This window comes from Hydrogenophaga luteola (assembly GCF_042648585.1).
In the GTDB taxonomy this organism is placed as follows: Bacteria; Pseudomonadota; Gammaproteobacteria; order Burkholderiales; family Burkholderiaceae_C; genus Hydrogenophaga; species Hydrogenophaga luteola.
The window spans coordinates 284765-306982 of the sequence record NZ_JBHRXX010000005.1; the positions used below are offsets into that span (position 1 = coordinate 284765).

At 66.1% G+C, this 22218-nt stretch carries 28 protein-coding genes and 1 tRNA gene; 9 read left to right on the top strand and 20 right to left on the bottom strand.

Features of this window, described 5'->3' with window-relative positions; translation table 11 throughout:
- Positions 1 to 3: 3 nt before the first annotated feature.
- Positions 4 to 906, bottom strand: coding sequence for a cysteine synthase CysM (gene cysM, locus ACFOPI_RS11445; protein ID WP_382173930.1), 903 nt, complete (start codon positions 904 to 906; stop codon positions 4 to 6).
- Between the two features lie 41 nt (positions 907 to 947).
- On the opposite strand from cysM, the gene ACFOPI_RS11450 reads away from it, so the two are divergent.
- Positions 948 to 1034: transfer RNA gene (locus tag ACFOPI_RS11450), tRNA-Leu, on the top strand.
- A gap of 41 nt (positions 1035 to 1075) precedes the next feature.
- Here ACFOPI_RS11450 and ACFOPI_RS11455 read toward each other — a convergent pair.
- On the bottom strand, positions 1076 to 1834 hold the full coding sequence (locus ACFOPI_RS11455; RefSeq protein ID WP_382173932.1) for a glycoside hydrolase family 24 protein: 759 nt from the start codon (positions 1832 to 1834) through the stop codon (positions 1076 to 1078).
- A 24-nt stretch (positions 1835 to 1858) separates the two neighbouring features.
- Between ACFOPI_RS11455 and ACFOPI_RS11460 the strand changes: the two genes are divergently transcribed.
- The gene (locus tag ACFOPI_RS11460) at positions 1859 to 2830 is read left to right on the top strand and encodes a calcium/sodium antiporter (protein WP_382173934.1); all 972 of its coding nucleotides are present in this window, start codon (positions 1859 to 1861) and stop codon (positions 2828 to 2830) included.
- On the opposite strand, the gene ACFOPI_RS11465 is transcribed toward ACFOPI_RS11460, so the two are convergent.
- Positions 2831 to 3754: an SDR family oxidoreductase gene (locus ACFOPI_RS11465; protein ID WP_382173936.1), complete on the bottom strand. Its 924-nt coding sequence runs from the start codon at positions 3752 to 3754 to the stop codon at positions 2831 to 2833.
- Positions 3755 to 3842: 88 nt separating this feature from the next.
- Between ACFOPI_RS11465 and ACFOPI_RS11470 the strand changes: the two genes are divergently transcribed.
- Positions 3843 to 4871 carry a CDP-6-deoxy-delta-3,4-glucoseen reductase gene (locus tag ACFOPI_RS11470; RefSeq protein ID WP_382173938.1) on the top strand — a complete coding sequence of 343 codons (1029 nt, stop codon included), beginning with the start codon at positions 3843 to 3845 and terminating at the stop codon, positions 4869 to 4871.
- Between the two features lie 17 nt (positions 4872 to 4888).
- Entirely contained in the window at positions 4889 to 5842 is a 954-nt protein-coding gene (locus tag ACFOPI_RS11475; RefSeq protein WP_382174929.1) for a Bug family tripartite tricarboxylate transporter substrate binding protein, read from the top strand.
- Here ACFOPI_RS11475 and ACFOPI_RS11480 read toward each other — a convergent pair whose 3' ends face one another.
- From ACFOPI_RS11480 to ACFOPI_RS11500, 5 genes are all read right to left on the bottom strand, one after another.
- Positions 5843 to 6451 (bottom strand): SCO family protein, encoded by a 609-nt coding sequence (locus tag ACFOPI_RS11480; protein ID WP_382173940.1) that lies wholly within the window; start codon positions 6449 to 6451, stop codon positions 5843 to 5845.
- A gap of 99 nt (positions 6452 to 6550) precedes the next feature.
- On the bottom strand, positions 6551 to 7453 hold the full coding sequence (cyoE, locus tag ACFOPI_RS11485) for a heme o synthase (protein ID WP_382173942.1): 903 nt from the start codon (positions 7451 to 7453) through the stop codon (positions 6551 to 6553).
- On the bottom strand, positions 7450 to 8595 hold the full coding sequence (locus ACFOPI_RS11490; protein ID WP_382173944.1) for a COX15/CtaA family protein: 1146 nt from the start codon (positions 8593 to 8595) through the stop codon (positions 7450 to 7452). The genes cyoE and ACFOPI_RS11490 overlap by 4 nt, the downstream gene beginning before the upstream one ends.
- Position 8596: 1 nt before the next feature.
- Positions 8597 to 9262: an SCO family protein gene (locus ACFOPI_RS11495; RefSeq protein ID WP_382173946.1), complete on the bottom strand. Its 666-nt coding sequence runs from the start codon at positions 9260 to 9262 to the stop codon at positions 8597 to 8599.
- Positions 9243 to 9983 carry an SURF1 family protein gene (locus ACFOPI_RS11500; protein WP_382173948.1) on the bottom strand — a complete coding sequence of 247 codons (741 nt, stop codon included), beginning with the start codon at positions 9981 to 9983 and terminating at the stop codon, positions 9243 to 9245. Before ACFOPI_RS11500 ends, ACFOPI_RS11495 begins: the two co-directional genes overlap by 20 nt.
- 39 nt (positions 9984 to 10022) lie before the next feature.
- Here ACFOPI_RS11500 and ACFOPI_RS11505 point away from each other — a divergent pair, with 39 nt between their 5' ends.
- On the top strand, positions 10023 to 10259 hold the full coding sequence (locus ACFOPI_RS11505; RefSeq protein WP_382173950.1) for a twin transmembrane helix small protein: 237 nt from the start codon (positions 10023 to 10025) through the stop codon (positions 10257 to 10259).
- Positions 10260 to 10336: 77 nt separating this feature from the next.
- Here ACFOPI_RS11505 and ACFOPI_RS11510 read toward each other — a convergent pair whose 3' ends face one another.
- From ACFOPI_RS11510 to ACFOPI_RS11545, 8 genes are all read right to left on the bottom strand, one after another.
- Positions 10337 to 11218, bottom strand: coding sequence for a cytochrome c oxidase subunit 3 (locus ACFOPI_RS11510; RefSeq protein WP_382173952.1), 882 nt, complete (start codon positions 11216 to 11218; stop codon positions 10337 to 10339).
- Positions 11219 to 11279: 61 nt separating this feature from the next.
- A complete protein-coding gene (locus ACFOPI_RS11515; protein ID WP_382173954.1) occupies positions 11280 to 11450 on the bottom strand; it encodes a DUF2970 domain-containing protein in 171 nt (56 codons plus the stop codon).
- A gap of 35 nt (positions 11451 to 11485) precedes the next feature.
- Positions 11486 to 12097, bottom strand: a complete 612-nt coding sequence (locus tag ACFOPI_RS11520) for a cytochrome c oxidase assembly protein (RefSeq protein WP_382173956.1) — start codon at positions 12095 to 12097, stop codon at positions 11486 to 11488.
- Positions 12098 to 12118: 21 nt separating this feature from the next.
- Positions 12119 to 12232, bottom strand: coding sequence for a cytochrome oxidase small assembly protein (locus ACFOPI_RS11525; RefSeq protein ID WP_218008599.1), 114 nt, complete (start codon positions 12230 to 12232; stop codon positions 12119 to 12121).
- 8 nt (positions 12233 to 12240) lie between these two features.
- Entirely contained in the window at positions 12241 to 13860 is a 1620-nt protein-coding gene (ctaD, locus tag ACFOPI_RS11530; protein ID WP_382173958.1) for a cytochrome c oxidase subunit I, read from the bottom strand.
- 40 nt (positions 13861 to 13900) lie between these two features.
- On the bottom strand, positions 13901 to 15088 hold the full coding sequence (gene coxB / locus ACFOPI_RS11535) for a cytochrome c oxidase subunit II (RefSeq protein ID WP_382173960.1): 1188 nt from the start codon (positions 15086 to 15088) through the stop codon (positions 13901 to 13903).
- A 110-nt stretch (positions 15089 to 15198) separates the two neighbouring features.
- On the bottom strand, positions 15199 to 15663 hold the full coding sequence (locus tag ACFOPI_RS11540; protein WP_382173962.1) for a DUF2244 domain-containing protein: 465 nt from the start codon (positions 15661 to 15663) through the stop codon (positions 15199 to 15201).
- A 157-nt stretch (positions 15664 to 15820) separates the two neighbouring features.
- Positions 15821 to 16726 carry a biotin synthase gene (locus tag ACFOPI_RS11545; RefSeq protein WP_382173964.1) on the bottom strand — a complete coding sequence of 302 codons (906 nt, stop codon included), beginning with the start codon at positions 16724 to 16726 and terminating at the stop codon, positions 15821 to 15823.
- A 287-nt stretch (positions 16727 to 17013) separates the two neighbouring features.
- On the opposite strand from ACFOPI_RS11545, the gene ACFOPI_RS11550 reads away from it, so the two are divergent.
- The 3 genes from ACFOPI_RS11550 to ACFOPI_RS11560 all read left to right on the top strand — a co-directional run bounded on the left by ACFOPI_RS11550 (position 17014) and on the right by ACFOPI_RS11560 (position 18575).
- Positions 17014 to 17529: a ComF family protein gene (locus ACFOPI_RS11550; protein ID WP_382174931.1), complete on the top strand. Its 516-nt coding sequence runs from the start codon at positions 17014 to 17016 to the stop codon at positions 17527 to 17529.
- 94 nt (positions 17530 to 17623) lie between these two features.
- Positions 17624 to 18097 (top strand): tRNA (uridine(34)/cytosine(34)/5-carboxymethylaminomethyluridine(34)-2'-O)-methyltransferase TrmL, encoded by a 474-nt coding sequence (trmL, locus tag ACFOPI_RS11555; protein WP_382174933.1) that lies wholly within the window; start codon positions 17624 to 17626, stop codon positions 18095 to 18097.
- Between the two features lie 154 nt (positions 18098 to 18251).
- Entirely contained in the window at positions 18252 to 18575 is a 324-nt protein-coding gene (locus ACFOPI_RS11560; RefSeq protein ID WP_382173966.1) for a hypothetical protein, read from the top strand.
- 7 nt (positions 18576 to 18582) lie between these two features.
- On the opposite strand, the gene ACFOPI_RS11565 is transcribed toward ACFOPI_RS11560, so the two are convergent.
- From ACFOPI_RS11565 to pcaF, 4 genes are all read right to left on the bottom strand, one after another.
- A complete protein-coding gene (locus ACFOPI_RS11565) occupies positions 18583 to 19038 on the bottom strand; it encodes a MaoC family dehydratase (protein ID WP_382173968.1) in 456 nt (151 codons plus the stop codon).
- Between the two features lie 65 nt (positions 19039 to 19103).
- A complete protein-coding gene (locus tag ACFOPI_RS11570; protein ID WP_382173970.1) occupies positions 19104 to 19721 on the bottom strand; it encodes a ParA family protein in 618 nt (205 codons plus the stop codon).
- A gap of 30 nt (positions 19722 to 19751) precedes the next feature.
- Entirely contained in the window at positions 19752 to 20516 is a 765-nt protein-coding gene (locus ACFOPI_RS11575; protein ID WP_382173972.1) for a sulfite exporter TauE/SafE family protein, read from the bottom strand.
- Positions 20513 to 21715: a 3-oxoadipyl-CoA thiolase gene (pcaF, locus tag ACFOPI_RS11580; protein ID WP_382173974.1), complete on the bottom strand. Its 1203-nt coding sequence runs from the start codon at positions 21713 to 21715 to the stop codon at positions 20513 to 20515. Before pcaF ends, ACFOPI_RS11575 begins: the two co-directional genes overlap by 4 nt.
- Positions 21716 to 21753: 38 nt before the next feature.
- Between pcaF and ACFOPI_RS11585 the strand changes: the two genes are divergently transcribed.
- Positions 21754 to 22191: a DUF1841 family protein gene (locus ACFOPI_RS11585; protein WP_382173976.1), complete on the top strand. Its 438-nt coding sequence runs from the start codon at positions 21754 to 21756 to the stop codon at positions 22189 to 22191.
- Positions 22192 to 22218 lie beyond the last annotated feature (27 nt).

Genomic DNA, 22218 nt, shown 5'->3' on the forward strand with positions numbered 1-22218 from the left:
GCCTCAGGCCGGGAACACGCCGGTCGAGAGGTAGCGGTCGCCACGGTCGCAGACGATGAAAGCGATGGTGGCGTTCTCCACCTGGGCTGCGATCTGCTGCGCCACCCAGCAGGCACCGGCAGCCGAGATGCCCGCAAAGATGCCCTCTTCACGCGCCAGGCGGCGGCACATCTCCTCGGCGTCCGACTGCCCCACCAGGACCAGCTCGTCCACGCCCGACGGGTCGTAGATCTTGGGAAGGTACTCCTGCGGCCACTTGCGAATGCCGGGAATGCGCGAGCCCTCGCTGGGCTGGGCGCCGATGATGCGGATGGCCGGATTTTTTTCCTTCATGAAGCGCGAGACACCGGTGATGGTGCCGGTGGTGCCCATGGCGCTGACGAAGTGGGTGATGCGCCCGCCGGTCTGCTCCCACAGCTCGGGGCCCGTGGTCTCGTAGTGGATGCGCGGGTTGTCGGCGTTGGCGAACTGGTCGAGCACACGGCCCTTGCCCTCCTTCTCCATCTTGTCGGCAAGGTCGCGCGCGTATTCCATGCCCCCGCTCTTGGGCGTGAGGATGAGTTCGGCCCCGAACGCCTTCATGGTCTGGGCGCGTTCAATGGACAGGTCCTCCGGCATGATCAGCACCATGCGGTAGCCCTTGATGGCCGCCGCCATGGCCAGCGCGATGCCGGTGTTGCCCGAGGTGGCCTCGATCAGCGTGTCGCCGGGCCGGATGTCGCCTCGTTCCTCGGCGCGCTTGATCATCGACAGCGCAGGCCGGTCCTTCACCGAGCCGGCCGGGTTGTTGCCTTCGAGCTTGCCCAGGATCACGTTGCCCCGTGCCCGGAGCACCTCCGAGCCGATGCGCTGCAGCGCGACCAGCGGCGTGCGGCCGATGGCGTCTTCAATGGTCGGGTAGTTCATGCACCCCACTGTGCCATAATTTCAGGCTTTCCATGGCACCCGCCCGGGTGGCGAAATCGGTAGACGCAGGGGATTCAAAATCCCCCGCCAGAGATGGTGTGTCGGTTCGAGTCCGACCCCGGGCACCAGCTTTCAGGGCCGCGCAGCACGTGCTGGGCGGCCGACTGTTTCAGGGCCGCCCCGCACTTGCCGGGCGGCTTTTTGTTTTGGTGCTTTCTGCCGGCTCCTCGGCGTTGGCCAGCTCGTCCTCCAGCATCTGCCGGTACACCCGCGGCAGTTCGCGGGACATGCTGTTGTTCTCTATGCCGTAGCCCAGGCTGGTCCAGGTGCCCGAAAGGCGGCGCAGCACCGGCTGGATACGCCCCTGGCGCAGCTGGGCCGAGACATTGCCCCAGCGCCCTTCTTGCAGCCAGGCGTGCACGACCACGTCCTGGTACACGGGTGCAAAGCTCAGACCGGTGGCATCCAGCGCATCGTCGGTGCGCTCCGGGTGGTAACGCGCGGCCAGCTCCAGCCAGGTGCTGTAGAGCAGCTGGTAGCGGCCCGCCGCGGTGGAGCAGTTGCCCCGATTCGGCCCCTGGCCGATCGACTCGCAGCGGTTGGGATGCCGCTCCAGGGAGCCCACGTAGTCGCCGCCGTACAGCACGTTGTAGGGACGCATGACATTGGACTCGCTGGCAGAGATTGTGCGCATCAGCGCCCGCAGATACGGGTCGCCCCCCGTCATCACCAGCGGCTGGGTGCCGGGCAGCAGCAGCCAGGGGCGCCACAGCCAGAGCATCAGCAGCATGAACGCCACCGCCAGCGCGGTCAGCCCCAGACGGGCGCGCCAGGGCGAACCCCAGAAGTCGCGCTGGTGAGAAGGCCGTGGGTTCAGGTCGTGCGACATCGGGTCGGTGGGTGCGGAAGGCGCTGAGACAATGGGCATTGTCCAACACCCCACACCATGCCCATGCTGCTGCCCGTTGCCGCCGTGATCGCCGGCCTGCTCTTGCTGATCTGGAGCGCCGACCGCTTCGTCGAGGGCGCTTCCGCCACCGCGCAGCACTTCGCGGTGCCCCCCCTGCTGGTGGGCATGGTCATCGTGGGTTTCGGCACCTCGGCACCGGAACTGGTGGTGTCGGCCATTGCAGCCACGCAGGGCAACCCGGCGCTGGCACTGGGCAACGCCTGGGGATCGAACATCGTCAACATGGGGCTGATCCTGGGCGTGACCGCACTGATCGCGCCGATCCAGGTGAGGTCGGTGGTGGTGCGCAAGGAACTTCCCCTGCTGATGGCGGTGACCGCGCTCTCGGCCCTGCTGGTCTGGGACCTGACCCTCTCGCGCGTCGATGCGCTGGTGCTCCTGGCGGCATTCACGTTGCTGATGGCATGGTCCATCCGCGAAGCCCTGAACCACGGCGATGACGCACTGGGCCAGGAAACCGCCACCGAACTGAAGGCGGGTGCCCAGCCCCTGCCGCGCGCCCTGCTGTGGCTGGTGCTGGGCCTGGTGGTGCTGGTGGGCAGTTCGCGCCTGCTGGTCTGGGGGGCGGTGGAGATCGCCCAGGACCTGGGCATCAGCGACCTGGTGATCGGCCTGACCGTGGTGGCCATCGGCACCTCGCTGCCCGAACTGGCGTCCTGCGTGGCCGCCGCGCGCAAGGGAGAAGACGACATCGCCCTGGGCAACGTCCTGGGCTCGGGCCTGTTCAACACGCTGGCGGTGGTGGGTCTGGCCGGCACCATCGCGCCCATGGACGTGGAATCGGCCGCGCTCACGCGCGACCTGCCGGTGATGGCCGGGCTCACGGTGCTGCTGTGGCAAATGGGCCGTGGCTGGCGACGACCCGGCCGCATCAACCGGTGGGAAGCCGGCGGCCTGCTGACGGTCTACGTCGTCTACACCCTGTGGCTGCTCTGGACCATGGGCCCGCGCTGATCACCCCGGCAGGGCTCTGATGCGCAGGCCCTGCGCCACCGTGGGGTAGCGCAGCCGCAGACCCAGCTCGGTCTTCATGCGCCGGTTGTGCAGGCGGCGCGACTCGCTCATGAAACTCAGCAGCACCATCGGCAACTGGTCGCCCGCGGTATCGCGCGCGACGCGCGGCGGCCGGGGCAGGCCGTATAGGTCGGCCGCGAAGTCGAAGTAGTCGCCCATCTTCAACTCGGTATCGTCCACCACGTTGATGGTGCGCCGGGGTTTGCCGCGCCAGAGCGCCAGCACGCAGGCGCGCGCCAGGTCGTCGGCGTGGATGTGGTTGGTGTAGACGTCGTCCTCGGGCCGCAGCACCGGTGTGCCGCGGCGCAGGCGCTCCTGCGGCGTGCCGCCCGCCCGGTCGGGCGCGTAGATGCCCGGAATGCGCAGGACGCTGGTGCGCACGCCCAGGGCGCGCGCCAGCCAGTGCACCGAGGCCTCCGCGTCGACCCGGCGCCAGGCGCGCGGGGTCAGCGGCTGGATGGGCGCCGACTCGTCCACCCAGCGCCCCTCGCAGTTGCCATACACCCCGGTCGTAGAGCCATAGACCACGGCGCTCGGCGGAGACCGCCGCGCCAGTGTCCGCACCAGGGACCGGGTTCTCGCGTCGGCCTGTCCTTCGGACGGCGGTGGCGCCAGGTGGAGCACGCGGGTGGCCAAGCCGGCCAGCCGCTGCAGGTCGGCCGGCCTGTCCAGGTTGCCGATCAGCGGCGTGATGCCCTGGCCTCGCAAGGCGGCGGCATTGTCGGGGTTCGAGGTCAGCGCCAGCAGACGGACGCGCCGCCCGCCACCGAGCTCGCGCGCAGCGCGCTGGCCCACGTCGCCGCAGCCGATGATGAGCACCCGTTCGCGGCGGAAGCGGGCTGGAAGGGCACCAAGAAATGTCATGGATTCGAATTTGGGAAAATGCCGGGTTGCCTGCGGGGGCGCCCGCGGTTCAGCGCCCGTTCATCCCAACCACTGTAGCCTGTTCACCATGACCTTCAGCATCACCGTCCAGCCCAGCGGCCGACAGTTCAGCGCCGAGTCCGGCGAAGCCATTCTTGCGGCCGGCATCCGCCAGGGCATCGGCCTGCCCTATGGCTGCAAGGACGGCGCCTGCGGCTCCTGCAAGTGCAAGCTCGTCAGCGGCAGCGTGACCCACGGCGCGCACCAGGCCAAGGCCCTGAGCGCGGAAGAAGAAGCTTCGGGCTACATCCTCACCTGCTGCGGCGTGGCGCAAAGCGACGTGGTGCTCGAGTCGCGCCAGGTCACCGAGGCCGGTGCGTTCCCGATCAAGAAGATGCCGGTGCGCGTCATCAGCCTGGAGCGTGCCTCGCACGACGTGATCGTGATGAAGCTGCAGCTGCCGGCGGCCGACACCTTTCAGTACCACGCGGGCCAGTACGTCGAGTTCCTGCTGCGCGACGGCGATCGCCGCAGCTACTCGATGGCCAATGCGCCGCACACCCAGGCCGCCGGTCCGCAGGTGGAGCTGCACATTCGCCACATGCCCGGCGGCAAGTTCACCGACCATGTGTTCGGTACCATGAAGGAAAAGGACATCCTGCGCGTCGAAGGGCCCTACGGCGGCTTCTATCTGCGTGAGGACAGCGACAAACCTATGGTGCTGCTGGCCTCGGGCACTGGCTTCGCGCCCATCAAGGCCATCATCGAACACATGCGCCACAAGGGCATCACACGGCCGGCCACGCTCTACTGGGGTGGCCGTCGTCCGGCCGACCTCTACCAGTCGGCCTGGATCGAGGAGCAGCTGGCCTCCATGCCGAACCTGCACTACGTGCCGGTGATCTCCGATGCGCTGCCCGAGGACGACTGGACCGGGCGCACCGGCTTCGTGCACCGCGCGGTGCTGGAGGACACGCCCGACCTCTCGGGCCACGAGGTGTACGCCTGCGGCGCGCCGATCGTGGTGGAGTCGGCCAAGCGCGACTACCTGGCCGCCGGCCTGCCCGAAGAAGCGTTCTATGCCGACTCGTTCACCAGCGCCAAGGACAAGCTGTGAGCACCCGCCGCCACGTCATGGCACTCGCCGCCACCGCGGCCCTCGCGTTCCCTGCGCTGTCGATGGCGCAGGCCGACAAGCCCACCCGCATCATCGTGCCGTTCGGCGCCGGCGGCCCGATCGACGTGACCGCGCGAATCCTGGCGGAGGCAGTCAAGGATTCGCTGGGCACGGTGATCGTGGAGAACCGGCCCGGTGCCGGCGGCAACATCGGCGTCAGCGCCGTGGCCCGGGCCGCGCCGGACGGCCACACCCTGGGCATCGCCACCACCGCCTCGCACGGCATCAACCCCTGGCTGTTCAGCAAGCTGCCCTACGACCCAGCCAAGGACTTCGCCCCGGTCACGCAGATGCTGCGCGTGCCCAATGTGCTGGTGATGAATGCTGACACGGCGCAGCGGCTGAACATCCGCACCCTGTCCGACCTCATCCGCTACGCCAAGGCCAACCCCGGCAAGCTCAACTACGGGTCCGGTGGCAACGGCAGCGCCGGTCACCTGGCGGGCGAGCTGCTGAAGAACCAGGCCGGCATCTTCGTGGTCCATATTCCCTACAACGGGGGCAACCCGGCGCAGCTGGCACTGCTGTCGGGACAGGTGGATTTCAACATCGACAACCTCGCCACCGCCGCCGCCAACATCCGCGCCGGCAAGCTGCGAGCGCTGGCGGTGACCACGGCACAGCGCAGCGCCATGCTGCCGGAGGTGCCGCCGATGGCCGAGACCCTGCCCGGCTTTGAAGTAGACACCTGGTGGGGCCTGATCACGCCGGCGGGCACGCCGGCCGAGACCGTGCGCAAGCTCAACAGCGCGTTCACCGCCGCGCTCGGCACACCCGAAGTCAAAGGCCAGTTCGCGCGCCTGCTGGCCGAACCGGCGCCCAGCACGCCTCAGGCGTTCGAAGCCTTCCTGCAGAAAGAGCGCAGCAAGTACGAGCGCATGGTCAGGCTCAGCGGCGCCCAGGTCGACTGATCAGACCCCGGCCTCAGCCAGCAGCTTCTTCAGGTCGCCGGCAAGCGCCGGCGCGCCGCTGCCATAGCGGTGGTACAGCCGCAGGCGACCCTGGGTGTCGTAGACATAGCTGCCCGCCGAGTGGTCCATGGTGTAGCTGGTGGGCGTCTTGCCGTCGACCTTCTTGTAATAGATGCGGAAGCTCTTGGCGACCTCGGGCAGCTTGTCCGCCTGCGCGTAGAGCGCGAGGAACGTAGGGTCGAAGCTGGCCATGTACTCCTTCATCACCGTCGGCGTGTCCCGTTCCGGGTCGACGCTGACGAACAGACCCTGCAGTTTGTCCCCGTCCGCCCCCAGCAGCTGCTTGGCCTGTGCCATTTCGCTCATGGAGGTCGGGCACACGTCCGGGCACTGGGTGTAGCCAAAGAAGATCACCACCACCTTGCCCTTGAAGTCCGCCAGCGTGCGCGCCTGGCCGTTGTGGTCGGTCAGCGAGAAGCCAGTGGCGTAGTCCGCACCCGTGATGTCGATGCCCGAGAAGCCGGTAGCGGTGGCATCCGCAGGCTTGTCGGAACAGGCGGCCAGCAAGGCGCTGCATAAGACCAGGGAGACCAGATAGCGACGGTTCATGAGAAGGGCTCCAGAGTTCAAAGGCATCGCGGAACCGGCCTCGCCGGGCCGCAGATGCCACCCCCTTGAGGGGGTCGCGCTAAGCGCGGCAGGGGTGTTCTAAACGTAATGGTCGATCAGCATCGCGGCGAAGAGCAGCGACAGGTGCCAGAGCGAGAAGCGGAAGGTCTTGCGGGCCAGCGCGTCCGAATAGTTGCGCCACAGCGCCCAGGCATAGCCGCAGAAGCCGATGCTCAGCGCCACCGCCACCGCGAGATAGAACCAGCCACTCATGCGCATGATGAAAGGCATCAGGCAGGCGGCGAACAGCACGAAGGTGTAGAGCAGGATCTGCAGCCGTGTGAACTCCGATCCGTGCGTCACCGGCAGCATGGGAAGGCCGGACTTGCGGTAGTCCTCCACCCGGTAGAGCGCCAGCGCCCAGAAGTGCGGCGGGGTCCAGAGGAAGATGATCAGGAACAGGATCAGCGCCTCGGGTGCGACCACACCGGTCATCGCTGCCCAGCCCAGCACCGGCGGCATTGCCCCCGATCCACCGCCGATCACGATGTTCTGTGGCGTCAGCGGCTTGAGGATGACGGTGTAGATCACCGCGTAGCCCACAAACGTGGCGAAGGTCAGCCACATGGTCAGCGGGTTGACCCACAGGTACAGGATGGCCGAACCGAGCGCACACAGCACGGCCGAGAACGTCAGCGTCTGCACATTGCCCAGCTCCCCCTTGGCGGTGGGTCGCCAGGCGGTGCGGCGCATCTTGGCGTCGATCTGCTGTTCGACCACGCAGTTGAAGGCCGCGGCGGCGCCGGCCACCAGCCAGATGCCCAGGCAGGCCAGCGCGGCCGTCTGCACCTGGGCCCAGCTGGGCAGCCCGGGCACGGCGAGCACCATGCCGATGAGGGCGCAGAAGACGATCAGCTGGATGACGCGCGGCTTGGTCAGCGCGTGGTATTGGCGCCAGACCGAGGGCATGGTCGGGGCCAGGGAAGTGGGCGCGGTGCTCATGGGGAGGTGCGGGGAACGGTGAGCGCGGGGGCGCCCACGGAAGAAGGTGCGGTGCGGGTGCCGGCCAGCAGCCCGGTCATCACGACCACCAGTGCGGCCGCGCCACCGGTGTGGCCGACGGCCGCCAGCAGCGGCCAGTCCAGCACCACATTGCTCAGACCAGTCGCCAGCTGCAGACCCGCCAGCGCGAGCAGCCAGCGCGCCGACGAGCGCGCGCCTGGCCGGGACCAGAGTTGCCAGGCCAGCCCCACAAGGGCAGCAAGCACGAGGTAGGCGCACAGGCGGTGCACGTAGTGGATGCCGGTCAGCGCTGCGAAGGTGATGGGCTGGCCATCCGCGTTCATGCCCAGTTCGCGCCAGACCGTGAAGCCTTCGCTCAGGTTCATCGGTGGCCACCAGCCGCCCTGGCAGGTGGGGAAGGTGTCGCAGGCCAGCACCGCGTAGTTGGTGCTGACCCAGCCGCCCAGCGCGATCTGCAGCCACAGCAGCGCATACACCAGCAGCAGGGCCCAGCGTGCCGACCGGCCCAGCACCAGCGGCGCATGCCCCTGCACGCCCAGGTCGTAGGCCACCGACTGGGCCCTCAGCAGGGCCAGCAGCACCATGCCACCGAGCAGGTGCAGGGTGACGATGGCCGGAAACAGCTTCATGGTGACGGTCAGCGCGCCGAAGGCGCCTTGCAGACAGACCCAGAACAGGGTCAGCCAGGCCCAGGCCGGGGAAATGCTCAGGCGCCGGCGCTCGATCCAGCTGGTCACCGCGAGCACCAGGATCAGCACCCCGACCGCGGTGGCGAGGTAGCGGTGGATCATTTCCACCCAGGCCTTGCTGTGCGTGACCGGCCCGGTGGGCATGGCCTGCTGCGCCGCCGAGATCGAGGCATGCGCCCCCACCGGACTGGCGCTGCCGTAACAGCCCGGCCAGTCGGGGCAGCCCAGGCCAGAGTCGGTCAGCCGCGTGAAGGCGCCGAACAGTACCAGGTCAAAGGTCAGGAACAGGGTGAGCAGCGTCAGCGCGCGCAGGCGCTGGGCGCTGCTGGCACCGCGGTGGCGCAGCCACACCCAGGCCAGCGGCCCCAGGGCGATCACTATCCCCAAGAGCATCAGCCGCAGCGCGGGCGATAGGTCGTACAGCTCGCCCATGTCAGCGTCCTGCCTTGTCCCAGAACGCCGAAGCCCGCAGCAGGCGGTCGAGGTCGCGCTTGACCTGCTTCGGATCGGCCTGCGCCGGGAAGCGCATCATCCAGTTGCCGATGGGATCGACCACATACAGGTGGTCTTCCAGGCGCTGGCCCGCTGCGGGCTGCAGCCAGGTCGCCAGCGCGGCCGCGTCCACGTGCAGCACAGTCGCCGCTGCCGTCGCCTGCTTCAGAGGTTCGGACAGTTCGGGCGAGCCGGTGCGCAGCCACACCCAGTCGAGCCGGTCCTTGTCCTTGCCCAGGGTCTCGCGCAACTGCCGCTGCAGGAACAGGTGTTTCTGGCAGGCGTCGTCGCAGGCGGAATCGGCGACGCTGATGAACAGCCACTGGTTCTTCAGCTGAGGCAGCGGCACAGGCCGGCCGCTGGCGTCGGTGCCCACCAGATCGGGCAGCGGGCGCTGCGGGTCGATCAGTTCGCCGTAGTTGCGACGACCTTCGGGCCGGATCACGTAGTAGGTGAAGTACGACGCGATCACCGGCGAGGCGCACACCAGCAGGAGCAGCAGCATTTTCCAGCGCCCGGCCCGGGTGGAGGCGCTGGTGTCCGGCGCATCGGCCTTGGGCAGGCTGTGCACCGTCAGGGTCAGGGGTTCATCGGGGGTCTTGGCCATGAAGCGTGCGTCGGCGACGGGGAGAAATCAGTTGGAACCAGGCGTACAGCCCGGCGGCGACCGCACTCATGGCGAACCACTGGGCGGCGTAGGCGTGGTGCTTGTGAGCAGCAGATTCGAAACGCGGCCACTCCCTGAGCAGGCCTTCGGGCGAGGCGCCGGTCTGCAACACCGACATCGGCAGCAGCGCCAGCCCGGTGTCCCTGGCCAGCGACTCGGTGTCGAGATTTTGCCGGATGCGCCCCTGCTCCGCTGCGCCCAGCTCGAACAGCCGGCTGGGTGGTGGGGCCAGGCGTCCGGTGACCTCCACCTCGTCGGAAGGGGTGGGGACATCGGGCACCTGAGACCGGTCCTGGAAGTTGCGGGGCACCCAGCCGCGCTGCACCAGCAGCGCGCGCCCGTCGCCCGAGAGTCTGAGCGGCGTGACCAGGATGAAGCCGCTGCGCCCGGCCATGGGCCGGTTGTCCAGAAACACGCTGGCCTCCGGCACCCATTGCCCCTTTAGGCGGACCATGCGGTGCAGCAGCGGCTCGACAACCCCGTTGGCTGAGAGCACCGCGGCACCGTCCAGCGCCGCCATCGCGCCCCGCTCGGCGATGCCCGTCTCCAGAGCCTGCTTCTGGGCTGCACGAGAGAGTTGCCAGACACCCAGCGACGCAGTCAGCCCAACCGTGCCAGCGGCGGCAATGGTCACGGTCCAGAAGCGGGTACGAGGTGTCATGGAAGGCGATGAAAACTGGTAGCGGCGGATAATCCCCGCATGACCTATCTCGTGATTGTGGCGTTTGTGGCCATCCTCGGCAGCCTGGCGGCGGCGCTGGTGTTCATGATGCGCGGCGGAGGCGCCCAGGACGACGACGCCGGAAACCACCGCAAAAACCCCATGGCCAAAGCCCTGGCCTTCCGCGTCGGCTTTTCCATCCTGCTGTTTGTCGTGGTGTTGCTCAGCTACTGGATGGGATGGATCCAACCCACCGGCCTGCCGCTTCGAGGCTGAAGACCGGTGCACCGGGTTCAAAAAAACGGCGCCATCTGGCGCCGTTTTTTGGGGCAGGCGGCACTACCGCCAACGAATCACATCCAGTACACGAGGATGTAGAGACCCAGCCAGACCACGTCCACGAAGTGCCAGTACCAGGCCGCACCCTCGAAACCAAAGTGCTTCTGGGCGGTGAAATGGCCCTTCTGCAGGCGCAGGGTGATGAACAACAGCATCAGCATGCCCACGAAGACGTGAAAGCCGTGGAAGCCGGTCAGCATGAAAAAGGTCGAACCGAAGATGCCCGACGACAGCTTGAGGTTCAGGTCGCCATAGGCGTGGGCGTACTCGTAACCCTGAACAAACAGGAACACCAGGCCCAGAATCACCGTCATCCACATGAAGGCGATGGTCTTGCCGCGGTTGCCGGCCTGCAACGCGTGGTGGGCGATGGTCAGCGTCACGCCAGAGGTCAGCAGCAGCGCGGTGTTGATCGTAGGCAGCCAGAACGGTCCCATGGTCTGGAACGGCTCGACGATGTCGGCCGGCGAGGCGGTGGCACCGACCTGGCGGCTGGGCCAGACCGAGGTGAAATCGGGCCACAGCAGGGCGTTCTCGATGTTGCCCAGCGCCGGCACCGAGTGGGTGCGGGCCCACCACAGCGCGGTGAAGAACGCACCGAAGAACATCACTTCCGAGAAGATGAACCAGCTCATGCTCCAGCGGTAGGAGAGGTCGATCTTCCGGCCGTACAGGCCACCTTCGCTCTCGGTTACCGCATCACGGAACCACTGGAACAGCACCACCAGCCAGAAGGCCAGACCAAAAGCCAGCGAATACATGCCCCAGGCGGCTCCGTTGATCCACTGACCTGCACCGAGGATCACGAAGAACAGGCCAACAGCCGCCATCACCGGGTGACGGGAGGGTCCTGGGACGAAGTAATAAGGCGTCGTGCCGTGGGTTGCTGCTGACATGCTCGCTCCTCAATGCTTTCGCGGTATGAATGAATAAAACTGTTTGATTCGGATGACTGATTCAGCCAGCCACCCAGTTCACGATCAGGATCAGGAGGCCGACAAACGCCAGGGCCATCACCACCCCCACCACCATCAGGTGGATCGGGTTGAGGCGGTCGATGTCGCGCTGGTAGTCGGCCTGGCGGCGGACACCGAGGAACCCCCAGAGCACCGCCTTGACGGTGCCCATGATCGAACCTTTGCGTTGGTGGACCGGTGGTGCGTTCACACAGCCCCCTGGCTGGTCACTGCGGCGGGCGCCGGCCCTCGACCGACCATGCCTTGCGGCGCCGCGGGCACCTTGCCGCCCACCTCGAAGAACGTGTAGGACAAGGTGATCGTCGTGACGTCCTTGGGCAGCTTTGGATCGATCACGAAGGCCACCGGCCATTCTTTCTTTTCACCGGGCGCGAGGGTGTACTGCGTGAAGCAGAAACACTCGAGCTTGTTGAAATGGGAGGCCGCCTGCGTCGGCGCATAACTGGGAATCGCCTGCGCCGCCATCGTGCGGTTCTGGATGTTCTGGAACTCGTAGAGCACCGTGGTCAGCTCACCCGGATGTACCTGCAATGTCCGGACGGCCGGCTTGAAGTGCCAGGGCCCGCGCGCGTTGACATCAAATTCCACCGTGATGGTGCGCGACCGGTCGACCTGGGTATTGAGCACCTTGGGCTGGGCACCGGGCACCGTCCGCTCCGTCAAGGCGAGGACGTTGATCCCCGTAGCTTCACAGATGGCCTTGTACAGCGGCACCAGCGCATACCCGAAGGCGAACATGCCCAGCGTGATCACGCCGAGCTTGCCCACCATCTTCAGGTTTTCTTGCTTCAGACCCATCGAATGCTCTCCCGGAACAGCTCAGCCGCCCAGCAGCACGATCTTGCCGACGAAGCCCAGGAAGAACACCAGCGCCACCGAGGCCAGGATGAGGCCCAGGCGCTGGTTCTGTTTTTTCTGTTCGTTCGAGGTCATGGACAGGCTCAGCCAATCACCTTGGTGGCGGTGGCGTCCAGCTTCGGCGGATTTTCAAAGGTGTGGAAAGGCGCCGGGGACGGCACTTCCCACTCAAGGCCTTCGGCGCCATCCCAGGGTTTCTGAACCGCCTTGGGGCCAACGCCACGCATCGCGGGGACGATCACGAACAGGAAGAAGTACACCTGCGCCAGACCGAAGGCGAAGGCACCCACAGAGGCGATGGCGTTGAAGTCGGCGAACTGCATGGGGTAATCGGCGTAGCGACGCGGCATACCGGCCAGACCCAGGAAGTGCATCGGGAAGAAGGTGATGTTGAAGGAGATCATCGACCACCAGAAGTGCAGCTTGCCGCGGCCTTCGCTGTACATCACACCGGTCCACTTGGGCAGCCAGTAATAAATGCCGGAGAACATAGCGAACAGCGAGCCGGCCACCAGCACATAGTGGAAGTGGGCCACCACGTAATAGGTGTCCTGGAAGTTGATGTCGATCGGCGCCATGGACAGGATCAGACCGGTGAAGCCACCGATGGTGAACACAAAGATGAAGCCCACAGCCCACAGCATGGGCGTCTCGAAGGTCATCGAGCCCTTCCACATGGTCGCGATCCAGTTGAAGATCTTCACGCCCGTGGGCACGGCAATCAGCATGGTGCTGTACATGAAGAACAGCTGGCCCGTCACCGGCATGCCGGTGGTGAACATGTGGTGCGCCCACACGACGAAGGACAGGATGGCGATGGAGCCGGTGGCGTAGACCATGGAGGCGTAGCCGAACAGCTTCTTGCGCGCGAAGGCAGGCACGACCTGGCTCACGATGCCGAAGGCCGGCAGGATCATGATGTAAACCTCGGGGTGGCCGAAGAACCAGAAGATGTGTTGGTACATCACCGGGTCACCACCGCCGGCAGGGTTGAAGAAGCTGGTGCCGAAGTGGCGGTCGGTCAGCGTCATGGTGATGGCGCCGGCCAGCACGGGCATCACGGCGATCAGCAGGTAGGCGGTGATCAGCCAGGTCCAGCAGAACATCGGCATCTTCATCAGCGTCATGCCAGGGGCGCGCATGTTGAGGATGGTCACGATGATGTTGATCGAGCCCATGATGGACGAGGCGCCCAGGATGTGCATGGCGAAGATGCCGGCGTCCATCGAAGGACCCATTTGCAGGGTGAGCGGCGCGTAAAGCGTCCAGCCGGCCGCAGGTGCACCACCGGGCATGAAGAACGAGGCCACCAGCATGATGGCGGCCGGGATCATCAGCCAGAAGCTGAAGTTGTTCATGCGCGCGAACGCCATGTCTGACGCGCCGATCTGCAGCGGGATCATCCAGTTCGCGAAGCCCACGAAGGCCGGCATGATGGCGCCGAACACCATGATCAGGCCATGCATGGTGGTGAGCTGGTTGAACAGCTCGGGATTGACCAGCTGCAGGCCGGGCTGGAACAGTTCGGCGCGGATCAGCAGGGCCAGCACGCCCCCCACCATCAGCATGGTGAAGGCAAACAGCAGGTACAGGGTGCCGATGTCCTTGTGGTTGGTCGCGTAGACCCAGCGGCGCCAGCCGGCGGGCGCGTGGTGATCGTGGTCGTGCGCGTGAGCGTCGTGGGGATCCAGTACTGCACTCATGTTCTAGTCCTTGAGAATTTCAATCTGTTCTGGGTCCGCGTCACTTGCGGGCCGCGACGATGTCGGCGGGCTGCACGATCTGCTCGGTCTTGTTGGACCAGCTGTTCTTGGTGTAGGTGATCACGGCAGCGATCTCGGTGTCGGACAGCTGCTTCCAGGCCGGCATGGCACCGTTGTTGGCACCGTTGAGCAGGACAGCGATCTGCTTGGACTTGTCGGCGTCCAGCACGATGGGGGAGGCGTCCAGCGCCTTGATCGGACCGGCGCCCTTGCCATTGGCCTGGTGGCAGGCCGCGCAGTTGGCTGCATAGACCGACTCGCCGCGCTTGACCAGGTCGGCCAGGTTCCAGACCTTGGACGGATCGTCCGCGGCAGCGGCCATCTTCTTCTTCTCGCCCTCGACCCACTTCGTGTATTCCTCGGCGGTCACCACTTTGACGTGGATCGGCATGTAGGCGTGCTCCTTGCCGCACAGTTCGGCGCACTGGCCATAGAAGTCGCCGGTTTTTTCGGCGCGGAACCAGGTGTCGCGCACGAAGCCCGGGATGGCGTCCTGCTTGATGCCGAAGGCCGGCACCATGAAGGCGTGGATCACGTCGTTGGCCGTGGTGATGATGCGGACCTTCTTGCCCACCGGCACCACGAGCGGGTTGTCCACCTTCAACAGATAGTCATCCGTAGCGGGCGGCTTGCCGCTGTTGGACATCTCGCGGTGGCTGTTGTCCAGGGTAGACAGGAATCCAATGCCCTCGCCTTCACCCTTGATGTAGTCGTAGCCCCATTTCCACTGCATGCCCGTGACCTTGATGGTCAGGTCGCTGTTGGTGGTGTCCTTCTGGGCCACCAGCACCTTGGTCGCCGGCAGTGCCATGCCGATCACGATCAGCAGCGGCACGATGGTCCAGCCCAACTCCACCCAGATGGGCTCGGGCAGTTCCTGTGCCTTGTGGCCGACCGACTTGCGGTGCTTGAGGATGGAATAGAACATCACCCCGAACACCACCACAAAGATGACCGAGCAGATGGCCATCATGAACCAGTGCAGCCAGTGCTGCTCTTCCGCGATTTTGGTGGCGGGAGGAGCAAAGTTGAGCTGGTTGACCGCCGGACCACCGGGCAGGTCGTTCACCGCATGGGCCGCTTCGGCCAGCCAGACCGAGGAGCCCAGAATCCAGGCAGAAGTCGTCGCACGCAGGCCAGCGGAACGCTGGCGCAGGAAATCACCCATCTGTCTTGTCGTACTCACGTTGAACGCCTCAAATATAAGTATTGATTTATATCAATCCAATTAGACCAAAAACACCCTGAACGCCCTCTCAGGGAATACCCACACCAGCCTCATGGCTCCCTCAGCGCCCGCCTGATTTCCTGGGCCAGCACCGGCCGCAAATCGGCCCTCACATACCGTCCGACCTCTGCCGAACGCCCTCCGCCCCACACCGACACCAGCGAACGCTGACCGGACGGGGCTTCCACGCGAATGGCATGGCCCGCAAACTCGATGCGCGACAACCGGCCGGCGTCCTCCAGCTCCACCACCAGCCGACCACGGCACACACAGATGTGCTCACCGTCGGTCGCATGCCGGGCGTAGACCAGAAACGCCGCGCCGACCGCCACCAACTCCACCACGGAGAACGGCAACACCATCCATGCGCCATGGGTCCAGAAGAACCCAGCCACCACCAGGGACAGTGCGCTCAACAGCGCGTACATCGCCCCCAGTTGCCTTGGCGTGACCGAACAGTTGCGCCTCAGCACCCAGTGAGTCCCATCCGAGGTGACGCTTGCAAGGCAATACATGTTGTGTCTCCGACACAACCGGATTCGCCGGGAGCGTCCGACAGGGGATCACGCCTGCCGAAAAATCGGCGTGCAGAGTTTGATTTATGTCAATTGTAGCGACCAGAAACAGCCTGCCGCCCGCTGCAAGGCTTCCGGGACGCCCCTTCGCAGCCGATCAGTTGCGCCGTTTTCGCAGCATGGCGCGCATCTCGTCCACCGAGACCGACTGGCTCTCACCAGCCCTGGGCCTGGGTGCCGACTTGAACGCGTGCCCGTAGTTGATTTCGAACCCCAAGGTCAGGCGCCCCTGCCCGTCGCGCGGCCCGTGCTGCTCGATGGCGGACTCGATGCGCGCGCGCCAACCACGCCCCCGCAACGCCGGAAACCGGGCCGCGCCCAGGTTGCGACCAAAGCTGCGCAGTTCGTCCAGCATGGCCGCCGCGCTGCTGTAGGTCAGCGTGATGCGCTCCATGTCCATCACGGGCTCGGCAAAGCCAGCTTGCACCAGCATGTCGCCCCAGTCGTGCATATCGGTGAAGCTGTGGGCGGGTGATGGCCAGCCCTGCCTCTGGTAAACGCCCCGCAGCTCACTCAGGCTGTCGGGCCCCAGGCAGGAAAACATCAGAAATCCGCCGACATCGATGTGCCCGTGCCAGCGACGCAGCAGAGCCTGGGGCCGGGATTCCTGGTGCAGCACCATATTGGCCCACAACATCGCCACCCGGGTGTCTGCTGTGGCGACACCGGGCGTGCTGGACTTGCCCCAGCCCAGGATCGACCGCAGCGACCGACCTGCGTCGCCCTCCAAGCGCCTGAGCACGCGCGGGTCCTCTGCGGACACCAGGCATCGGGCGCCCGGCAGTCGCGCCGCAAGCTCGCGATGTGCCTCCAGCCCCCCCACCAATGGCTCCCAGTGCAACCAGCTGGCCGGCTGCTCCCGGAACCACTGAAGGCGGTCGATCATGCGCCGAGCCACCTCCTCGTGCAGCCAGGGGCTGGCCGCATGCGAGCGCAGCAGCCAGCGCCGCGCTGCGACGGGATCAAGCCCGGGCACAGGCAATTCTTCGGTCGGGTTGGTCACGGAGGTCGGTTGACAGGGGTGATGGCGGGCTGGCGGGGGCGCGCCAGTATATTGGCCGCATGGGAGCTTTGACCGCTTTGCTGCACCGGATGACCGGGCTGCCTTCCATCTGCCAGGTCTGTGGCAGCTGGCCGGCCGCGCCCGTCTGTCCAGCGTGTCGACAGCGCCATGCGCCGCCCCTCGGTCGCTGCCAGCGCTGCGCTCGGCCGATGCCTGAAGATGCGGGGCTGTGCGGCGAATGCCTGACGGCGACGGACTCATCACCCGTGCAGAAGTGCTTGGCCGCCGTGGACTACCTGTTCCCGTGGGACGGGTTGATTGGCCGATTCAAGTTTCGCAATGAACCGGGCTGGGCCGGCCCGCTTGGGGACCTGATGGTGCAAGCCGCCTCCAGGCAGAGCTTCCTCGAGCCCGACATGTGGCTGGTGCCGGTACCCGTGACGCCGACGCGACTGGCCGAGCGGGGTTACAACCAGGCCTGGGAGCTGTGCCGAGCCATTGGCCGGAAAACCGGTCTCCAAACCATGGCGGAGTCCTTGGTGCGCCTGGGTGATACGCCGGACCAGCACCGCCTCACGCGCGCGCAGAGACTGATCAATTTGCGGGGCGCATTTGTGGCCCACCCTCTTGTGGTGTCGAGGCTGGCAGGCAGACGCGTGGTCCTTGTTGACGACGTGCGCACCACCGGCGCGACCTTGCATCACGCAGGGCTGGCGCTTTGCCAGGCCGGCGCCACCGAGGTTCGGGCCCTTGTCTTGGCGCGTACGCCACAGGAAACACAAGACGGGGGCGCCGGTCGATGACACCGCTCCATATGCGCTTATGATCGCGCCCACCAAAGGGGTGGAAGACAAGGCCGGCCCACCGGCCACAGTGTTGAAGGCAGCGGCTCGCCCCATGTTCCACGTCGTTCTGGTCACACCGCAGATCCCGCCCAACACGGGGAATGTGATCCGCCTGTGCGCCAACACGGGATGCCATCTGCACCTGATCGAGCCCCTGGGTTTCTCGATGGACGACAAGCAGATGCGCCGAGCCGGACTGGACTATCACGAATACGCCAATGTCCAGCGCCACCCCGGCTGGACGCAGTTCCTCGACACCGCCCAACCTGTCCGCGAGCGCATGTTCGCCCTCACCACCCGAGGTCAAGGACAGGCCTACGCCCAGCGCTTCATGCCTGGCGACTGGCTGGTCTTCGGCTGCGAGACCGAGGGGCTGTCGGTCAGCGTGCGCGAGCAGTTCGCCGCAGAACGTCAGTTGCGGCTTCCAATGCTGGAAGGCCAACGCAGCCTCAATCTTTCCAACGCCGTGGCGGTACTTGTTTACGAAGCGTGGCGCCAACAGGGTTTCGGAGCGACAAAACCGTGACGTATATCACTTCTTCGCTGAGGGACGCACCCCACATTTGGGAGTTGCGGGCACCCACAATACGCGGATCGGTTCAAGCCCTGCATCATGCGGCTCGAACCACCTTCCTGTTTTGTGTAGACGTCCTGCCCTTGCGGGCAGCCCGGAGGTTTTTTTGATCGCGACGCTGACCAGGCTCTTCAAAGGCAAGGCCGCACCCGGCAAAGGGGCCAAGGCCGTGCCGAGCCTGAAAGATCTTCAGGTCATCCGGTCTGCCCTGCTGCAGACCGTGGCCGACTGCGACGGCATCTCCGTGCACCGCTTGCGGCACAAGATTGAGCAAACGCAGACCGTGCAGGATCTCTGGCTGCTGCGCAACGATGCCTACCAGCTCATTTCTCAGGCCACCAGCCAGACGATAGCGGCCGAGCGGATCAACGCCCTGCTGGCGGTGTTCGAGGGCTGGGTCGATGCCCGTCAGCTGGGGCGCATCCGCTGAACGAAGCTCAGGGATAGCGCCGCACCAGGGCCTCAGCCACACACACCGGCTTCTCGGCACCTTCGCGCTCGATGGCCACCGACCAGGCCATCTGCAGGCCATTGCCTTCGATTGGCGCAGCCGACAGAAGTGTCATGCGCGCCCGCAGGCGACTGCCCACCGGCACGGGCGAGGTGAAGCGCACCTTGTTCAGGCCGTAATTCACCCCCATGCCGCCCTGCTTGATTTCGAACGCCGAGTCGAAAAACACGGGCAGCAACGACAGGGTGAGGAAGCCGTGCGCGATCGGTGCACCGAAGGGCCCCGCGCGGGCACGCTCCACGTCCACATGGATCCACTGGTGGTCACCAGTCGCGTCGGCGAAGCGGTTGACCTGCTCCTGGGTCACGGTGACCCAGTCGCTGATGGCCACTTCCTGACCCACACAGGCCGCAAGTTCGTCGAGGGTGTCAAAGCTTCTCATGCGACCGACTCTAGGGCCACAGCCCTACAAGGCACTGTCGGCACCGCGACAGCGCAGGATCAGGTTCAGCGGTCCAGCCACTCGCAGATACCGCGCCACTGTTCCAGGTCTTTCTCCACGCGGCCGGGCGCCACGTCGAACAGCGTGAGTCCACGCGCGGCCAAGTGGATGTAGTTCTGCGTGTCGCGCAGGTAGCCCAGCACCGGCAGGCCCAGCCCGTCGACGAACTCGTGCAGCTTGTCGGCTGCAATGGTGCGGGCATCGACCCGCATGCCGACGATGCCCACCTGTAGATGCCCTGCGTGCTTGGACTGAGCCAGTTCGTCAAGAAACGCGCGCGTGGCATAGATATCGAAGATGCTCGGCTGCAGCGGCACCAGCACCTTGTCGGCGTGCCGCAGCGCGTCCTTGGCGAGCGAGCCGTGCAGGCCGGCGGGCGTGTCCAGCACCACGTGGGTCGTCCCCTTGGGAGGCTTGCCCACGTGGTCGCCCGAGACGTCCCAGCTGCGGATCGGGCGGGCGGCGGCGGGCCGCAGGCCCAGCCAGAGCGCCGAGGACTGCTGCCGATCGGCGTCGCCCAGCATCACGGCGTGACCTCGGCTGGCCAGGTAGCCGGCCACGTTGGTCGACAGGGTGGACTTGCCCACCCCCCCCTTCGGATTTGCGATCACCACCACCGGCATACGGACCTCCTCGGGCGCATGGAACGCCGGCTATGTTAACGGGCGCGCATCCCAAAGCAGCTTCACAGCAGTCAGGAACATGCCCGCATAGACCATCCGGTAGAACAGGACCTGGTTGATGCGATGCGCAATGCGCACCCCCACCCACACGCCCACCGGCGCGAACGGCAGCAGCGCCAGCGAGGTGGCCATGTTGCGCCAGTCCAGCAGGCCCAACCAGGCATAGGGCACCCACTTGGACAGGTTGATGAAGAAAAAGAAGAAGGCCATGGTGCCCGTGAACAACACCGGCCGGAGCTTCAGCGGAATCACGTAGGCGTTGATCGGTGGCCCGCCGGCGTGCGCAATGAAGCTGGTGAAACCCGAAGTGGCCGTGAGGAGGGCGCCCAGCCACTTCGGCGGTGGCGGGCTGTCGGCGCGTGGCGGAAACAGCAGGCGCTGCGCAAGGAACAGCAGCGTCACGAGTCCCACCACGCCCGCGACCACCCGTGCGTCCAGGACGCGGAACAGCAAGGTGCCCAGTGCGATGCCAGCCAGACCGAACGGCAGGAGGAACTTCAGCAGCGCCCGGTCCACGTCTTTGCGGAAGGCTGCCATGCCCAGCAGGTCCATCACCAGCAACACCGGCATCAGGATCGCGGCGGCCTGCGGCACCGTGACCGCCAGCGCCATCATGGGCACGGCCAACGAACCGAAGCCCGCGCCGAAGCCGCTCTTGCTCACGCCCAGCAGCAGCACCGCCGGGATCGAGACCGCGTAGAAGAACGGGTCGGTGATCAGCGGCAGCGCGCTCACACGCGCTCAACGATCAGCGCAATGCCCTGCCCTACACCGATGCACATGGTGCACAGAGCGTAGCGGCCTCCGGTGGCATGCAGGCGGTTGACCGCCGTGGTGGCCAGCCGAGCGCCGCTGGCACCCAGCGGATGACCCAGCGCTATCGCGCCGCCCCAGGCGTTCACGCGCTCGTCGTCGTCCTTGAGGCCCAGCATGCGCAGCACGGCCAGGCCCTGTGCCGCAAAGGCCTCGTTGAGTTCGATCACGTCGATCTGCTCCAGCGTCAGCCCGGTCTGGGCCAGCAACTTCTGCGTCGCTGGCGCCGGGCCGATGCCCATGATGCGCGGAGCCACGCCGGCCGTGGCCATGCCGACGATGCGGGCCCTGGGTGTCAGGCCGTTCTTCGCGGCGATGGCTTCGTTGGCCAGCAGCAGCGCGCAGGCACCGTCGTTCACGCCGCTGGCGTTGCCAGCGGTCACCGTGCCATCAGGCCGCACCACGCCCTTGAGTTTGGCCAGCGCTTCCAGGCTGGTCTCGCGCGGGTGTTCGTCGGTATCGACCACCACCGGGTCGCCCTTCTTCTGCGGGATGCTCACCGGGCAAATCTCGCGCGCCAGGTGGCCGGCCTTGATCGCCGCCACCGCGCGCATCTGGCTGGCCAGGGCCATGCGGTCTTGTGCCTCGCGCTCGATCTTGAAATCGGTCGCTACGTTTTCGGCCGTCTCGGGCATGGAGTCCACGCCGTACTTCTCCTTCATCAGCTTGTTGACGAAGCGCCAGCCGATGGTGGTGTCGTAGACAGCGTTGCTGCGGCTGAAGGCGCTCTCGGCCTTGGGCATGACAAACGGCGCGCGGCTCATGCTCTCGACACCGCCTGCAATCATCAGACCCGCTTCACCGGCCCTGATGGCGCGAGCGGCCGTGCCCACCGCATCCAAGCCAGAGCCGCACAGGCGGTTGATGGTGGCACCGGGTACTTCCAGCGGCAGGCCGGCCAGCAGGCTGCTCATGTGGGCGACATTGCGGTTGTCTTCCCCGGCCTGGTTGGCGCATCCGAACAGCACGTCGGTGACGGCAGCCCAGTCCACTGAAGGATTTCGCGCCATCAGCGCTCTGAGCGGAACGGCGCCAAGGTCATCGGTGCGCACGGACGACAGGGCGCCACCGTAGCGGCCGAAGGGGGTGCGAATCGCGTCGCAGATGAATGCCTGTGGCATGGTGTGTCTCCTGGAAAAACATGCAGGATAATGCATCCATGTTCAGCCCGTCCCAAGCCGATGTCCGGCGCTTCTTCTGTGCCGTGCACACCAAGCAACAGTCCGGCGAGGCCATGGAGGCCATCGAGATGTTGGCCGGCCAGTGGATCGCCGAGCACCCGGAGTACCACGCCACCCTGTCAGACGTCGATGCGGCACTGGCGCAGATGGGCACCCCCGGCGATGGCGGGCAGGAGAACCCTTTTCTGCACCTCTCCATGCACCTGTCGATCAGCGAACAGTGCAGCATCGACCAGCCCCCCGGCATCCGCCAGGCGGTGGAGCTGCTGACCGCGCGCCGCGGCGATCTGCACGCCGCGCACCACGAGGTGATGGAGTGCCTGGGTCGCATGATCTGGGAAAGCCAGCGCTCGGGCCGCCCACCCGACGGCCAAGCCTACATCGACCAGGTGCGGCGCCGCTCCACACAGGACTGAAACAAAAAAGCCGCTCACTGAGCGGCT

Excerpts from the sequence above, each read along its gene's own strand:
- cysM (WP_382173930.1), bottom strand. The coding sequence starts at position 906 with ATGAACTACCCGACCATTGAAGACGCCATCGGCCGCACGCCGCTGGTC.
- ACFOPI_RS11455 (WP_382173932.1), bottom strand. The coding sequence starts at position 1,834 with ATGCCCATTGTCTCAGCGCCTTCCGCACCCACCGACCCGATGTCGCAC.
- ACFOPI_RS11460 (WP_382173934.1), top strand. The coding sequence starts at position 1,859 with ATGCTGCTGCCCGTTGCCGCCGTGATCGCCGGCCTGCTCTTGCTGATC.
- ACFOPI_RS11465 (WP_382173936.1), bottom strand. The coding sequence starts at position 3,754 with ATGACATTTCTTGGTGCCCTTCCAGCCCGCTTCCGCCGCGAACGGGTG.
- ACFOPI_RS11470 (WP_382173938.1), top strand. The coding sequence starts at position 3,843 with ATGACCTTCAGCATCACCGTCCAGCCCAGCGGCCGACAGTTCAGCGCC.
- ACFOPI_RS11475 (WP_382174929.1), top strand. The coding sequence starts at position 4,889 with ATGGCACTCGCCGCCACCGCGGCCCTCGCGTTCCCTGCGCTGTCGATG.
- ACFOPI_RS11480 (WP_382173940.1), bottom strand. The coding sequence starts at position 6,451 with ATGAACCGTCGCTATCTGGTCTCCCTGGTCTTATGCAGCGCCTTGCTG.
- cyoE (WP_382173942.1), bottom strand. The coding sequence starts at position 7,453 with ATGAGCACCGCGCCCACTTCCCTGGCCCCGACCATGCCCTCGGTCTGG.
- ACFOPI_RS11490 (WP_382173944.1), bottom strand. The coding sequence starts at position 8,595 with ATGGGCGAGCTGTACGACCTATCGCCCGCGCTGCGGCTGATGCTCTTG.
- ACFOPI_RS11495 (WP_382173946.1), bottom strand. The coding sequence starts at position 9,262 with ATGGCCAAGACCCCCGATGAACCCCTGACCCTGACGGTGCACAGCCTG.
- ACFOPI_RS11500 (WP_382173948.1), bottom strand. The coding sequence starts at position 9,983 with ATGACACCTCGTACCCGCTTCTGGACCGTGACCATTGCCGCCGCTGGC.
- ACFOPI_RS11505 (WP_382173950.1), top strand. The coding sequence starts at position 10,023 with ATGACCTATCTCGTGATTGTGGCGTTTGTGGCCATCCTCGGCAGCCTG.
- ACFOPI_RS11510 (WP_382173952.1), bottom strand. The coding sequence starts at position 11,218 with ATGTCAGCAGCAACCCACGGCACGACGCCTTATTACTTCGTCCCAGGA.
- ACFOPI_RS11515 (WP_382173954.1), bottom strand. The coding sequence starts at position 11,450 with ATGGGCACCGTCAAGGCGGTGCTCTGGGGGTTCCTCGGTGTCCGCCGC.
- ACFOPI_RS11520 (WP_382173956.1), bottom strand. The coding sequence starts at position 12,097 with ATGGGTCTGAAGCAAGAAAACCTGAAGATGGTGGGCAAGCTCGGCGTG.
- ACFOPI_RS11525 (WP_218008599.1), bottom strand. The coding sequence starts at position 12,232 with ATGACCTCGAACGAACAGAAAAAACAGAACCAGCGCCTGGGCCTCATC.
- ctaD (WP_382173958.1), bottom strand. The coding sequence starts at position 13,860 with ATGAGTGCAGTACTGGATCCCCACGACGCTCACGCGCACGACCACGAT.
- coxB (WP_382173960.1), bottom strand. The coding sequence starts at position 15,088 with ATGGGTGATTTCCTGCGCCAGCGTTCCGCTGGCCTGCGTGCGACGACT.
- ACFOPI_RS11540 (WP_382173962.1), bottom strand. The coding sequence starts at position 15,663 with ATGTATTGCCTTGCAAGCGTCACCTCGGATGGGACTCACTGGGTGCTG.
- trmL (WP_382174933.1), top strand. The coding sequence starts at position 17,624 with ATGTTCCACGTCGTTCTGGTCACACCGCAGATCCCGCCCAACACGGGG.
- ACFOPI_RS11565 (WP_382173968.1), bottom strand. The coding sequence starts at position 19,038 with ATGAGAAGCTTTGACACCCTCGACGAACTTGCGGCCTGTGTGGGTCAG.
- ACFOPI_RS11570 (WP_382173970.1), bottom strand. The coding sequence starts at position 19,721 with ATGCCGGTGGTGGTGATCGCAAATCCGAAGGGGGGGGTGGGCAAGTCC.
- pcaF (WP_382173974.1), bottom strand. The coding sequence starts at position 21,715 with ATGCCACAGGCATTCATCTGCGACGCGATTCGCACCCCCTTCGGCCGC.
- ACFOPI_RS11585 (WP_382173976.1), top strand. The coding sequence starts at position 21,754 with ATGTTCAGCCCGTCCCAAGCCGATGTCCGGCGCTTCTTCTGTGCCGTG.